The following is a 14,365-nucleotide window of genomic DNA, read 5'->3' on the forward strand; positions in this document are numbered from 1 at the left end:
AAGCCTATTTTGATGTCTATAAAAAGATGAATGAAATAAAAAAGCTAATAGAGCCTTTCCTAAAAACTGTGTAACTGCTTATAATCCACTAACCGGAGAATAAGCAATGACTAAGCAAACTGACATCAAGAAACTGGCCGAGCAAATGGCTGGTAGCATGAAAAGCTTCGATGACATCAAAGACTTTCAAAAGCAACTCATGCAGTCCTTCATCGACACTGCCTTAGAAGCAGAAATGGAAGAGCATCTCGGCTACCCCAAGCATGAAAAGGCAGACAGGCCTAATAAGCGCAATGGGCACACTAAAAAGAGAGTCCGTAGCGACACAGGCGAGCTTGAGATCTCCACCCCCAGAGACCGCGGTGGCAGCTTTGAACCTACACTAGTGCGCAAGCATCAAACCCGTATTAGTGGCCTTGATGATAAAATCATATTTCACTACAGGCATAGCCTTACGTCTTGCGCTTCGGGCAAGTGTCTCCCAGACACTTGCTGATCCTCGCTCATACGCCAAAGGTCAAACCACTACTGAGATTGTCGAAACCATCAAGGACATCTACGACGTCGACATCTCAAGCAGCTTGGTTTCCAGAGTCACTGACAACATCTTGGATGACATCACCGCTTGGCAGAACCGGCCACTGAGCAGTGTTTATCCTATCGTGAACCGCCCCGGGATTGTCGGAGACTCAACATTCTGAGAGAATACGACAATGAAAAGACAAACCTACACTCCCGAGATTAAAGAACGCGCCATTCGTATGCTGATCGAAGCAGCAAACGACTATCCCTCCACATGGTCAGCTATCCAAGCCATTGCCCCTAAGATTGGCTGTACGCCTGAAACCCTACGATCATGGCATAAAAAACACATCGATCAAACTATTCCTGCAAATGTTCAGGCTCAAAGTCAAGAGCAGCGTATTAAGGATCTTGAGCGTGAAAACAGAGAGCTCAAGCAAGCCAACGAGATCATACGTAAGGCTGCGGCTTTTTTCGCCCAGGCGGAGCTCGGCCGCCCACACAAGTAATGGTCAACTTCATTGACGACTATAGAGGTAGTTATGGGGTCGAGCTGATCTGTAGAGTCCTACCGATTGCCCCGTCAACTTATTATCGTGCTCAAGACTTAAGCGACAACCCACACAAGCGTTCACTACGCAGACAGCATGACGACTATTATCTCAGCGAGATTAAACGTATTTGGCAGGACAGCAAATGCCGCTATGGTGTGCGTAAAGTCTGGCAGCAGATGAAAGCTGATGGGTTAAAGGTTGCTCGTTGTACCATAGAGCGCTTAATGAGACAGCATGACCTACAAGGCGTCTGGCGCGGTAAAGGTAAGATTACCACCAACAGCCGTGACGACCAGAAGCGTGCTGATGATTTAGTCAATCGTAACTTTAATGCACGTCAACCTAATCAGCTCTGGGTGGCGGACTTTACCTATATCAAGACAACCAGCGGCTGGGTCTATACCGCCTTTATCATTGATGTGTTTGCCCGCGTCATTGTGGGCTGGAAAGTATCTAATCGCATGAACACAGACATGGTGATGGCCGCTTTAAATCAATCGATAACAGATAGGAACAATCCTAAGGATGTCATTCATCATAGCGATAGAGGGGTTCAGTATTTATCTATTCGCTACACGGATAAAATGAAGGACTCTGGAGTTATCGCCTCTGTAGGTACAACAGGCGATTCATACGACAACGCATTGGCTGAAACGGTTAATGGGCTTTATAAGTCTGAAGTGATTCATTATTTAAAGCAGAACTGGACTGGTGTCAACGATGTTGAACTGGCAACCCTTGAGTGGGTAGATTGGTTCAATAAAACTCGACTGCATAGTACGATTGGTTATGTGTCACCTTTTGAGTTTGAAAAGCGGTATTATGATAATTTAACCCTGTCAGGCATCGCTGCCTGACTCAAGTAAATCACTCTCCGATATACTTGGGGCGGTTCATACTGATACCAGATACCATCTCCGCCTTTTCTAGCCATTGCTGCATTGTCAGCTTTACAGTAATCGCATACATTAATAAATGAGGATTATCGTACTCAGTCTAAGTTGAATATTAAGGTTCATGAACCATTTATTTTTATATTGACTATAGGTCATTGTTTTTACTAGATAATTATCTATTTTAACTCGCGAACCCAACTTTAGGTAGCCATAAGTTAAATAAGCATTGTAGGAGTCTTGCTAGCTATGGCTTTTTATTAAGGGGCTTTTTATTAAAGGATAAGAATTTAAAAAGCCGCTGATGCCACACAATGCTATTTGTTGTGCCGCATCATGGCTTTAACTATAAAATCTCTATACTCGAAACCATCTTATCTTTTCCAGTCTTTATTAACGTTAGCCAATCACACTCTCGTTATCAGTCGCTGTTGATACTAATGACTGCTCTAAACTTTGCTGCAAGTTTTGCAACGTTTCGGTTGCGCCAGCAGCGCGCTTTATCAGCAGATCTATTGGTGCATAAGGACTTAATGTGCCAAAGGCAAGCCCATGCTCGCCTGTAAGCCGTGAGCGACAAAATGCTTCTGCAATCTCTGGATGAGCGCTTGATAATAAAATTGACGCCTGCAGCATCAAGGCTAAGCGCTCAATCACGTAGCGACTGCGAAATTCTAAGGTTTCAATATCACCAAAGCGTCCTGCTAATAGGCTAAGCTCGGCATCAAAATGCAGGTTTTTGCCAGCCGATTTTTGTAGCTCGGCGAATAGCGCATCACGGGTTTCAGGTTCTTTGTTTAAGGCGCGCAGCACATCTAGACATTGCACATTGCCACTTCCCTCCCAAATGGAGTTTAAGGGCGCTTGGCGGTAGAGACGTGGCATGATATTTTCTTCAACGTAACCATTACCACCTAGGCACTCTTGCGCTTCATTAATAAGCACGGGCGTGCGTTTGCATATCCAGTATTTGCCAATCGCAGTAGCAATGCGTGCAAGGGCGGCCTCATGCGGGTCGCTTTCTATCATGCCTACCGCGCGCGCGATGCGCATCGTCAGCGCCAATGCCGCCTCCGACTCTAGCGCCAAGTCAGCAATCACATTGCGCATAATCGGCTGGTCAATCAGTAACTTACCAAAGGCTTCACGCTGACTGGTGTGATGAATGGCTTGTACAATCGCTTGACGCATTTGGGCGGCAGAACCAATCATGCAGTCCAAACGAGTCAGCGCCACCATTTCAATAATGGTGGCAATGCCGCGACCTTCGACGCCGACCAATTCACCAAAAGCGCCATGAAATTCGACTTCTGATGAAGCATTTGCCCAGTCGCCAAGCTTATCTTTAAGACGCTGAATACGAACGGCGTTTTTTGTACCATCAGGACGAAAACGTGGCACTAAGAAGCAACTTAGACCGTTTTCAGACTGCGCTAACACCAAATGCGCATCACACATTGGCGCTGAGAAAAACCACTTATGACCGATAATTTCATAAGTACAGTCTTCTTGGCGTGTTGCTCGCGTGGTATTGCGACGTAAATCGGAGCCACCTTGCTTTTCAGTCATGCCCATACCCATGGTACAACCGAGTTTTTGTTCCATCGGCAAGCTACGTGGATCGTATTGTTGCGATAATAGTTTGGGTAGCCATTTCTCTGCAATTTGCGGCGTATGGCGTAAGGCAGGAATGGCAGCATAGCTCATCGACATCGGGCAACCAAAACCTGCCTCGGGCTGCGAGCCTAGATACATTACAGCAGCGCGCGCTACATGGGCGCTTTCGCGGTTTTCATTGCGCCAGGCAAAGTTATTCATCCCGTACCTCACGCCAGCCGTCATAAGCTCATGATAGGCTGGATGAAACTCAACTTCATCTAAGCGGCGACCATAACTATCAAACGCCCTTAATTTAGGTGGGTTTTCATTGGCTAAAAATCCACTAGCCATCATATCACCGCCAGTACGAGCGCCAAACTCGATTAAATGATCTTTCGCCCACCCTGCTCCTTCGCGCGCGACCGCTTCCATCAGAGCTATATCTGTGAGCCAAGCGTTATAGTTCGCAAGCGTAAAAGGTTGATTATTGACTTCATGCGTATTAAATTGATTTGTCGCTGCCATAACTGCTATCTTCCTTGATTTTGGCTTATATATACTATTTTAAAACGCTTAGTATTACATCATACTGTTTATTTCGTCAAGGAATGTAATATGAATAACCCTAGTCCCCGTCTGCTCATTATGCGCTTGTTGACGGTAGCGGATAACCATACTCTTAATATTAGTGAAGCTATTTTGGCAGGCACGGTATTTGGTATCACAGAAAACAGCATTCGTGTCACTATGGCACGCTTAGTCCAATCAGAGCTCGCTGAGGCAATCGCACCTGCGACTTATCGATTAGGCCCTAAAGCACAAAAACTAGGCGATGATGTGGCTTCATGGCATACGTCCAATACAAAAACTATGAAATCAGACGGTTCGTGGATAGCAGTAGCAACAGGTGGTTTGCCGCGCAGCGATCGCAAAATACTCCGCGCTCGTGACCGCGCTTTATCCTTATTAGGATTTCGCCAGCTGGATAAAGGACTATATATACGCCCAAATAATCTACACAGCGGTATAAATGGCGTGCGCAAACGTCTATTAAATTTGGGATTAGACGAAGAAGCCATCATCTTTAAGGCTGGTGATTTTGATGCGTTAAGACAAGAAAAGGCTTTGGCGCTGTGGTCAGATATGCAATTGGTAACACACTATAAAGAGATGTCTGCTCAATTGAATGAATGGTTAGCGAATAAGGATAATTTGAGCGCGGATACGGCTTTGCGCGAGGTATTTATGCTTGGCGATGCCGCTATCCGCAGTGTGATATTTGACCCATTATTACCTGCGCCTTTAGTAGATGAGACGGCACGGCAACAGTGTTTTGATACGGTACGGCGCTTTAATGATGAAGGCCGCCGTCTATGGTTAGCGTTTTTTGCGGCAAATACGGTGAAGATTGTGCAATGATTTTTAGGATGAGCGTAAGAATTAACAGATAAACGGTATCAAAACACAAGCTCGTTGCTCAAAATCATTATTATCACAGCTTAATCGTTGGTCTCACGATACAAGGTACTTTGCGACTCTTCTCTAAAGTCCTCGTATGTAATGGCTGACTCAGATGCCGATTCATTTTCTGAATCATCGATAGCGGCGGCTGGTTTACGATTAGTGTCTTTGTTGTCGGTATTTACTACCTGAGGCTGAGTATCTACAGGCTGTTGATTACCAGCATCATTCGAAGTTTTTACGGTATTATTATCGCTGTTATTACTACTGTTTGGCGTGCCAGCGTTATCAGACGCTGCCACCTTAGATTTAGGTTCAGGTGCTGTGGTTGACGTTGATAAGATACCCGTAAAAATAAGCGCCAATACCACCGCAGCAATTAATAATGAGCCAACTATCATGCCAATAATGAGCGGTTTTTTGCTACTTGCCAGCTTTTTATTTTTTGAGAGGGTAAATGCGGTTGGACTTTGTACTACCAAACCGTCGTTATCTATGTTCTCATTAGTACTTTTAGAATCATGATCTTGAATGTTTTCATCGTTTTTAGAATGGTTTTTAGAAATGTGCTTGGCATCATCTAAAGAGTCTGTACTGGAAAAGGAGGCTTTTTCTTTTACCATAGCATCATGAGGTAAGTCAGCTTCATTGCTTGCTGTACCACTTACCTCTAGACGCTCATCTTCATCAAAGAAATTCAAATGAACGCCGGTACTTTTACTGCTCGTTCGCTGTAGGCTGCTCTCTGGTTGAAAATCCTCTTGCTGGCTGGCGAACAATTCTAGCTCTGCTGCGCTCAAAGGCTCGTATGAGGACAGTTTATCAGCGTTTTTTAGCGGTGCGAGCCTGCCGTTGCCGTTGCCGCTAATACTACTGGCTTGTTCGCCATCTTCATTGTCATTGCTGTCCACATTTTCGACACGCGTGATAAAGCGCTCATAGATATCGTTTTTACGCGAGCGTCTACGCGGCTTAGCATTAGCGATTTTAGCCAAATTTGCCTCTAGATCAGTGCTTTTCTTGCTTTTTTTGTCGCTCATGAAGAGATACCAGAACAGTGAATGCCACAAAAATTAGATGATTGCTAAAATTAAGGTATAAATGATTTTTTACGTTTTATCTATATAACTAATTTACATCAATTGTTTGCTAAATTGTAACACTATCGTTGCCACACAATATAGTGTGTCACTCCCTATCCTTCAAGTATAATTTTAGCTGGGTCGCTGCTATTTACATAAAATAGCTAACATATCTGATTAAATGAGCGTCATAAACAGGTGAGTATCATCATATGGATCTAAAACAGCTCAATGCCTTTATCGCTATCGCTGATCTTAAAAGCTTTAGCGCCGCTACTAGCAAGACGGGGTTGTCACAGCCGACGCTTAGCCGGTTGCTCAAGCAACTTGAAACAGACATGGGGGTAGAGTTAATCGACCGCTATCATAGACCACTGCACTTGACCGAAGCGGGCGCGTTTTTTTACGATAAAATCAGCACCATTCTGACAGAGATTGATACCGTCACCAGTATGACCCAGCGCTTATCGGCGCCAAGTGCGGCTTTAAATATTGGCTTTGTACCATCGGTGCTGTACGGGCTATTACCTGAGGTTATCGCCAAGCTAAAGCAGTCTCATCCTGATATTGAGGTCAATCTCAAGGACATCAGTTCCTATCAGCAAATTCACGCCTTAAAAAGCGGTGATATTGATATTGGCTTTGGGCGTTTTGCGCATCAAGATCCGTGGATTCAGCAAATACTATTGCGGCATGAGCGTTATCTGGTAGCACTGCCTAAAGCACATCCGCTCGCCGATAGCGATGAGCAGCGTCTGATTGACTTGGCAAATAACCGCTTGATTTTATACCATCAAACCCATCTGCCTATTTCGACGACCGCGATACCTATTAAGTCTTCTAAAGATCAGCCTTCTTTTGAGCCGGTGACTGAGCCTTTGCTGCATCTATTTGCCCAATATGGTATCTCGCCATTTATGACCACCACCGTCAGTGATTTACAAGTGGCGCTCGGTTTGGTTGCCGCGGGCGAAGGCATTACTTTAGTCCCTGCCAGCCTAAAAACGGTGCGTACCGAGCAGATCGTCTATCGTCGCCTATTGCATGAAAATGCCACCTCTCCTATCTACCTGCATACCCTTAAAGACTTTATCCATCCAAAAATCCCCGACTTACTTAGCGCGATTTATCAAGTCTATGAGCGCCGCGGTATCACTTATCGCAAGCAAAGTTTTACCTCGCAAGGGTAAAGAGTATTAAAGTACGTCGAAGCGCTTTAAATCGTGCGAAATGGCAGCTATCGGCAGCATATTGTGGTATAAAGAACCGGCAAAAAAATTGGCGCTAACCCTTGATATTCATAAACTATCATGCTAACCATCAAGAATAGGTATGCAAACTATTAGTAATAATAATTAAAATAATCCTTATCTTGCTCAGCAGCAGTATGCTAAAGTCGATACAAGATGAATCGTTTTATATTTATAGTTTAACTGCTATATATATCGTATAAACCATTTCTCTCATGATCACTGGCAAACTGACACAGGTAAGTGATGTTTTGCCGTTTTAACCATTTCGAGGTATTCATGACCACACAACCACTCAACACTCCAAGCGCCACCGACGATGGCGCAACTGGGCACGCTGTTCCCCAGCAAGAAGGATTTAGCTGGCGGATTTTTGGCCCCGGTATCTTAATGGCGACTGCTGCTATCGGTGGCTCGCATCTGATTTCATCGACGCAGGCGGGCGCGCTATATGGCTGGCAGCTGGCGATTATGATTATTTTAGCCAACGTCTTTAAGTATCCGTTTTTTCGCTTCGGCACCGATTATGTTTATGATACGGGCGAGAGTTTAATCGCAGGCTATGCCAAACGCTCAAGGGCCTATCTTTGGATTTACTTTATTCTCTCCATCCTATCAGCGGTGATTAGTACGGGTGCGGTGTCCCTAATTGCAGCGGTTATCTTAGGCTTTATGCTGCCCGCCTCACTGCAGCTCTCAACCATGAGCTTGTCGATGATTATCGTAGCAGTATCATGGTTCTTCTTGATTGCTGGTCACTATAAGCTGCTCGATGGCGTGACCAAGTGGATTATGATTGCCCTGACCACAGCAACGGTCGCCGCGGTGGTCATTGCCGCTGGCAAGCCAACTGTTATGGTGACAGATTTTGTCGCCGCATCTCCTTGGAATCTTGCGACCTTGGGCTTTATTGTCGCGTTGATGGGCTGGATGCCAGCGCCACTTGAGTTTGCAGCGATTACCTCGATGTGGACGTCAGCCAAAAGAAAAACCGACAACACCACTCACCGCCAAGGTTTGTTAGACTTTAACGTTGGTTACGCAGTGTCGGCTATTTTAGCCCTGTTTTTCTTAGCGTTAGGTGTGTTCGTACAATATGGCTCGGGTCAAGAGATTGAACTGGTCGGCGGCGCTTATATCAATCAGCTGATTAACATGTATACCGCCACCATTGGCGAATGGTCACGCCTACTGGTCGCCTTCGTCGCCTTTATGTGCATGTTTGGCACCACGATTACCTGCGCTGATGGTTACGGCCGCGCCAATGCCGAATGCTGGCGTTTGATTAAAGGTCAAAGTGAGATTAATAAAAAACAAATCGCTTTTTGGACCACTTATGCGATTGGTGGCGGATTGGTGATTATCACTTTCTTTACCGGACAATTAGGGGTAATGCTTAAGTTTGCGATGATATCGGCGTTTGTCTCGGCGCCTATTTTTGGTTGGCTTAATTATTCATTGGTTAAAAACCATAAAAAACTATCAATGGGTATGAACGCTTTATCCATTGCAGGACTGATATTCTTGGCAGGTTTTGCGCTCTTGTTCCTTGCTAACCTTGCAGGATTTATTGGTTAAACAATATTTACCATTAAGATTTTATGATAGAAGTAAAAAAAGCCCTTTTAGCCCTGCTATGAGGGCTTTTTATTGTTAAGTGATTATTTTTTTTAAGAGTTGACTGACAAAAAACCCAGCTATTTGTAACTAAATGTAAATTAATTAATATGGTAAAGATGACGACTTTAGTAATATGAATAACTATTATGATAAAGGTTTAAAAAATGGATATTACTATTCTACAATTGAATATATTTAATATAAGTAATCACTGTTTAAAGTAAATTTAATATAAGCTTGAGAAACACCGCTTTGCAGTCATGGATAATTGGGTATAATCAAGCACAACAATCTCATCCTTCTTCATCATATCGATAAGATTATCCCTCCACGTAAGGACTACGACATGACCTCATCAGCTGGCGCTCGCTTTCGCAGTGCAATGAAACAAAAAAACGATAATAACCAACCACTACAGATTGCCGGTGCGATTAATGCTTATACGGCGATGATGGCAACCCAAGTCGGTCATCAAGCGTTATACCTCTCTGGTGCTGGCGTGGCCAATGCCTCATTTGGTCTGCCTGATTTGGGTATGACCAGCCTTGATAACGTCTTAGAAGATGCGCGCCGTATTACCGATGCGGTGGATACGCCGTTATTGGTCGATATCGACACCGGTTTTGGTGGGGCATTTAATATCGCTCAAACGATTAAGAAAATGGAAAAAGCAGGCGTTGCAGCGGTACATATCGAAGACCAAGTTGCGCAAAAACGCTGTGGTCATCGTCCAAATAAAGAAATCGTGAGTATCTCTGAGATGGTTGATCGCCTAAAAGCGGCGCTTGATGCCAAAACGGATAAAGACTTTGTGGTCATGGCTCGTACAGACGCACTATCTGTTGAAGGTCTTGATGCAGCGGTTGAGCGCGCGGTTGCTTTCCAAGAAGCTGGTGCTGACATGATTTTTGCAGAAGCATTGACGGATATCGAGATGTACCGTAAGTTTACCGATGTACTCGATATTCCAGTCCTTGCCAATATGACTGAGTTTGGTCAAACCGACCTTTATACTACCGAACAGTTATATGCGGTTGGGGTTGATATGGTACTTTATCCATTGTCAGCGTTTCGTGCGATGAATAAAGCGGCATTAAACGTTTATCAGCATCTGCTTGATGATGGCACGCAAGAAAAAGTCGTCGATACCATGCAAACGCGTATGGAGCTTTATGACTTCTTAAACTATCATGAGTTTGAGCAAACGCTAGATAAGTTGTTTGCCAATAGTAAATAAGCATTAAGTCAACCATAAGCAAAATCATCTATCTTTGGTTTTGCTTATTCACTTTTAGTCATCTTTATTTTTTAACTCAAAAAGAGCTACCAACAAAAGGAATTTAAGCATGGCAGCACAGAAAGAACTTTCAGGCGCCGGTCTACGTGGTCAGGTCGCTGGCAAGACAGCACTATCGACGGTCGGTAAATCAGGCTCAGGTCTGACTTATCGTGGTTATGATGTGTCAGAATTGGCCGATAAATGCGTCTTTGAAGAAGTGGCTTATTTGCTACTTTATGGCAACTTGCCAACCCAAAGCGAGCTTGATGCTTATCAAGCCAAACTCAAAAAAATGCGTGGTTTACCGCAAGCATTAAAAGACGTCCTTGAGCGTATCCCAGCACAAGCGCATCCGATGGATGTACTGCGTACCGGTTGCTCGATGCTTGGTAACCTTGAGATGGAAACTGACTTCTCACAACAGAACGATAAAACCGACCGCATGCTGGCGGTATTCCCATCAATCATCAATTACTGGTACCGCTTTACCCACGACAATGTGCGTATCGAAACCGAAACCGATGACGATACGATTGGCGGTCATTTCTTACATCTGCTTAAAGGTGACAAACCAAACGAGCTACATACTAAGGTGATGAACGTCTCGCTTATTCTTTATGCTGAGCATGAGTTTAACGCCTCAACCTTTACCGCGCGCGTTTGTGCCTCAACCTTATCAGACATCCATTCTTGTATTACTGGCGCGATTGGCTCACTACGTGGTCACTTGCATGGCGGCGCCAATGAAGCAGCGATGGATATGATTGAAGGCTTTACATCAGCCGACGAAGCTGAAGAAGAGATGATGGCAATGCTGGCGCGTAAAGACAAAATCATGGGCTTTGGTCATGCTATCTATAGCGAATCAGACCCACGTAACGTCGTTATTAAAGGTTGGGCGGAAAAACTGGCCGCTGACGTTGGTGATGAGGTGCTATACCAAGTATCAGTACGCTGCGAAGAAGTGATGTGGCGCGAGAAGAAACTCTTCTGTAACGCCGATTTTTTCCATGCCTCTGCCTATCACTTTATGGGAATTCCAACCAAACTGTTCACGCCAATATTTGTCTGCTCGCGTCTAACCGGCTGGGCGGCTCACGTCTTTGAACAGCGTGCCAATAATCGTATCATTCGCCCAAGTGCGGAATATACTGGTGAAGAATTGCGTCCTGTACCAGAGATGAGTGCGCGTTAATTTGTCTTGAAATAATAATGTTTCTTAAAACAATATGTTTGTAGGGTGTGCTTCACCTTCAGTTTTAGTAAAACAGTTGAAGACACGCCCTACAAATCCCTACCTTCAATGTTTAAAAAATTAATGCTTAAAAGTTTTTTTAGCAAAGTCTGATTTTATTTTGACGCTTTTACTAAAAAAATTTACCCCTTTTTAGCCTCATTGCAACCAGCCAACAGCCAAAGGTGACTTATGGACAACGCCCTCGTACAACCGATGAATGAACAATTTAAAAAGCCATTACCTGGCACAGACTTGTATTACTTTGACGCCCGTGAAGCGATTGAAAATATCGAAGCTGGCGCCTATGACAAACTACCGTTCTGCTCAAAAGTATTGTGTGAAAACTTGGTACGCCGCTGCCCACCAGAAGACTTAACCGCAGCGCTTAAGCAGCATATTGAAGGCAAGCAAGACCTCGATTTTCCGTGGTACCCTGCCCGTGTCGTTTGCCATGATATTTTAGGTCAGACTGCGTTTGTCGACTTGGCAGGTCTACGTGATGCCATCGCTGAGCAAGGCGGTGACCCATCAAAAGTAAACCCTATCGTACCGACTCAGCTTATTGTCGACCATTCACTAGCCGTTGAGCATGCAGGCTTTGAAGAAAACGCTTTTGAGAAAAACCGCGCCATCGAAGAGCGCCGTAACGATGACCGTTTTCACTTTATCAACTGGTGTCAGTATGCCTTTGATAACGTCAACGTCGTACCGCCTGGTAACGGCATCATGCATCAAATCAACCTAGAAAAAATGTCGCCAGTGGTGCAAGTGGTACAAAACAAAGCCGGTGAACAAGTGGCGTTTGCCGATACCTTGGTCGGTACCGATAGCCACACGCCGATGGTTGATGCTTTAGGTGTGATTTCAATCGGTGTTGGCGGGCTTGAAGCCGAAAGCGTCATGCTAGGTAATCCATCTTATATGCGCCTGCCAGATTATGTTGGTGTTAAGTTAACGGGCAAATTGCAAAAAGGCATTACTGGTACGGACTTAGTATTGGCAATGACCGAGTTCTTGCGTGATGCAGGCGTAGTCTCTACTTATATCGAATTCTTCGGTGAAGGGGCACGCCAATTAAGCGTTGGTGATCGTGCGTCTATCTCAAACATGACCCCAGAATATGGCGCAACCGCCGCGATGTTCTATATCGATGAGCAAACCATCGATTATTTGCGTCTAACGGGCCGTAGTGAAGAACAAATCAAACTGGTTGAGCAGTATGCTAAGCAAACCGGTCTGTGGGCTGACGGTATGGAAAATGCCATTTATCCACGCGTTCTTGAGTTTGATTTATCAAAAGTCGTTCGTAACATGGCAGGTCCTTCGCGTCCGCATGCGCGCGTTTCAACCACAGACTTGGTTGCGAAAGGCATTGCTCACGGTGAAGGTGACAAATTACCTGAACCAAAAGATGGCTTAATGCCAGATGGCGCCGTGATTATCGCCGCGATTACCAGCTGTACCAATACGTCTAACCCGCGCAATATGGTTGCTGCTGGTCTGGTTGCGCGTAATGCTAATAAAAAAGGCTTATTGCGTAAGCCTTGGGTGAAATCATCTTTAGCACCCGGCTCAAAAACGGTCAAAATGTACCTAGAAGAAGCTGGCCTGATGCCAGAGCTACAAGAGATTGGCTTTGACGTGGTTGGCTTTGCTTGTACTACCTGTAACGGTATGAGTGGCGCGCTAGATCCTGATATCCAACAAGAAATCATCGACCGTGACCTATTTACCACCGCGGTACTATCTGGCAACCGTAACTTTGATGGTCGTATCCACCCGTATGCTAAGCAAGCGTTTTTAGCGTCACCGCCATTAGTGATTGCCTACGCTATCGCCGGTAACATTCGCTTTGATATCGAAAAAGACTCATTAGGTAAAGACACGGATGGCAATGACGTGTATTTAAAAGACATCTGGTTTGATGACGATGAAGTTGATGCTATCGTCGCGGCAGCCGTGAAGCCTGAGCAATTTAATGCCGTGTATATCCCAATGTTTGATGAAGCCAAAAAAGACACCGGCAAAGCGCTAAGCCCACTTTATGACTGGCGCGAGATGACCACTTATATCCGTCGTCCGCCGTATTGGGAAGGCAAAATGGCGGCAATGAATAAGCTAAAAGGTATGCGTCCACTGGCGGTACTTGGTGACAATATCACTACTGACCATTTATCACCGTCTAACGCGATTTTGGGCGATTCGGCCGCTGGCGAGTACCTTGATACCATGGGTCTGCCTGCGGAAGACTATAACTCTTATGCCACCCATCGCGGCGACCATTTAACCGCCCAGCGTGCGACCTTTGCCAACCCTAAATTGCTCAATGAGATGGTACGTGACGAGAAAGGTGAAGTCATCCAAGGCTCATTAGCCCGAGTCGAGCCAGAAGGTCAGGTCATGCGCATGTGGGAAGCGATTGAAACCTATATGAACCGCGAGCAACCGCTGATCATCATCGCCGGTGACGGCTATGGTCAAGGCTCAAGCCGCGACTGGGCTGCCAAAGGTGTACGTCTGGCAGGGGTTGAAGTCGTGGTTGCAGAAGATTTTGAGCGTATCCATCGTCAAAACTTGGTCGGAATGGGCGCGCTCCCTTTGCAGTTTAAAGAAGGGGTCAATCGCAATACCCTAAATATCGATGGTACTGAAATATTCGATATCGAAGGTGAAGTGTCCGCTCGTGGTGAGATGACGCTCGTGATTCACCGTAAAGACGGTAGCGTCGATAAAGCACCCGTTATCTGCCGTTTAGATACCGCTGATGAGGTGAAAATGTATAATGCTGGCGGTATGCTTCAAAGATTTGCCAAAGAGTTTATCGATGGTACGTTAGATATTGCGTAATCCGCATGAATTTTGAGTAAT

9 protein-coding genes, 1 pseudogene and 1 other annotated feature are annotated in these 14,365 nt (G+C 45.1%); of the genes and pseudogenes, 8 read left to right on the forward strand and 2 right to left on the reverse strand.

The features are described from left to right. Positions 1-106: 106 nt before the first annotated feature. Together B3R91_RS06855 and B3R91_RS06865 are read left to right on the forward strand one after the other, a co-directional pair. Positions 107-665 (forward strand): annotated as a pseudogene (locus tag B3R91_RS06855) (transposase); the annotation flags it as partial. Between the two features lie 48 nt (positions 666-713). Further along, positions 714-1,933 (forward strand): IS3 family transposase gene (locus B3R91_RS06865; protein WP_414707527.1). Its coding sequence is split into 2 segments (ribosomal slippage): positions 714-990 and positions 990-1,933, totalling 1,221 coding nucleotides; the frame shifts between segments, so codons are not numbered across the junction. Then, positions 989-1,105, forward strand: a sequence feature (AL1L pseudoknot). It overlaps the preceding gene by 117 nt. A 435-nt stretch (positions 1,934-2,368) precedes the next feature. Here the strand turns inward: B3R91_RS06865 and B3R91_RS06870 are convergent. Then, on the reverse strand, positions 2,369-4,093 hold the full coding sequence (locus B3R91_RS06870) for an isovaleryl-CoA dehydrogenase (RefSeq protein WP_286796948.1): 1,725 nt from the start codon (positions 4,091-4,093) through the stop codon (positions 2,369-2,371). A 90-nt stretch (positions 4,094-4,183) separates the two neighbouring features. On the opposite strand from B3R91_RS06870, the gene B3R91_RS06875 reads away from it, so the two are divergent. Beyond that, positions 4,184-4,987 carry a PaaX family transcriptional regulator C-terminal domain-containing protein gene (locus B3R91_RS06875; protein ID WP_286796949.1) on the forward strand — a complete coding sequence of 268 codons (804 nt, stop codon included), beginning with the start codon at positions 4,184-4,186 and terminating at the stop codon, positions 4,985-4,987. Between the two features lie 80 nt (positions 4,988-5,067). On the opposite strand, the gene B3R91_RS06880 is transcribed toward B3R91_RS06875, so the two are convergent. Continuing rightward, a complete protein-coding gene (locus B3R91_RS06880; protein ID WP_286796950.1) occupies positions 5,068-6,069 on the reverse strand; it encodes a hypothetical protein in 1,002 nt (333 codons plus the stop codon). A gap of 254 nt (positions 6,070-6,323) precedes the next feature. Here B3R91_RS06880 and B3R91_RS06885 point away from each other — a divergent pair, with 254 nt between their 5' ends. The 5 genes from B3R91_RS06885 (at position 6,324) to acnD (ending at position 14,344) form a co-directional block, all read left to right on the forward strand. Then, positions 6,324-7,301 (forward strand): LysR family transcriptional regulator, encoded by a 978-nt coding sequence (locus B3R91_RS06885; RefSeq protein WP_286796951.1) that lies wholly within the window; start codon positions 6,324-6,326, stop codon positions 7,299-7,301. 339 nt (positions 7,302-7,640) lie between these two features. After that, on the forward strand, positions 7,641-8,939 hold the full coding sequence (locus B3R91_RS06890) for an NRAMP family divalent metal transporter (RefSeq protein WP_286796952.1): 1,299 nt from the start codon (positions 7,641-7,643) through the stop codon (positions 8,937-8,939). 388 nt (positions 8,940-9,327) lie between these two features. Beyond that, complete coding sequence (prpB, locus tag B3R91_RS06895) at positions 9,328-10,218, forward strand: methylisocitrate lyase (RefSeq protein WP_201590738.1); 891 nt, start codon at positions 9,328-9,330, stop codon at positions 10,216-10,218. A gap of 109 nt (positions 10,219-10,327) precedes the next feature. Next, positions 10,328-11,455, forward strand: coding sequence for a bifunctional 2-methylcitrate synthase/citrate synthase (gene prpC, locus B3R91_RS06900; RefSeq protein ID WP_286796953.1), 1,128 nt, complete (start codon positions 10,328-10,330; stop codon positions 11,453-11,455). Between the two features lie 255 nt (positions 11,456-11,710). Next, positions 11,711-14,344, forward strand: coding sequence for a Fe/S-dependent 2-methylisocitrate dehydratase AcnD (gene acnD / locus B3R91_RS06905; protein ID WP_286796963.1), 2,634 nt, complete (start codon positions 11,711-11,713; stop codon positions 14,342-14,344). Positions 14,345-14,365: the final 21 nt, after the last annotated feature.

The sequence above is a fragment of the Psychrobacter sp. UBA6291 genome (genome assembly GCF_002439405.1).
GTDB lineage: Bacteria > Pseudomonadota > Gammaproteobacteria > Pseudomonadales > Moraxellaceae > Psychrobacter > Psychrobacter faecalis.

Bases quoted from the DNA above. Each gene is read 5' to 3' on its own strand.
- prpB (WP_201590738.1), top strand. From the start codon at position 9,328: ATGACCTCATCAGCTGGCGCTCGCTTTCGCAGTGCAATGAAACAAAAA.
- B3R91_RS06875 (WP_286796949.1), top strand. From the start codon at position 4,184: ATGAATAACCCTAGTCCCCGTCTGCTCATTATGCGCTTGTTGACGGTA.
- prpC (WP_286796953.1), top strand. From the start codon at position 10,328: ATGGCAGCACAGAAAGAACTTTCAGGCGCCGGTCTACGTGGTCAGGTC.
- B3R91_RS06885 (WP_286796951.1), top strand. From the start codon at position 6,324: ATGGATCTAAAACAGCTCAATGCCTTTATCGCTATCGCTGATCTTAAA.
- B3R91_RS06880 (WP_286796950.1), bottom strand. From the start codon at position 6,069: ATGAGCGACAAAAAAAGCAAGAAAAGCACTGATCTAGAGGCAAATTTG.
- B3R91_RS06870 (WP_286796948.1), bottom strand. From the start codon at position 4,093: ATGGCAGCGACAAATCAATTTAATACGCATGAAGTCAATAATCAACCT.
- B3R91_RS06890 (WP_286796952.1), top strand. From the start codon at position 7,641: ATGACCACACAACCACTCAACACTCCAAGCGCCACCGACGATGGCGCA.
- acnD (WP_286796963.1), top strand. From the start codon at position 11,711: ATGAATGAACAATTTAAAAAGCCATTACCTGGCACAGACTTGTATTAC.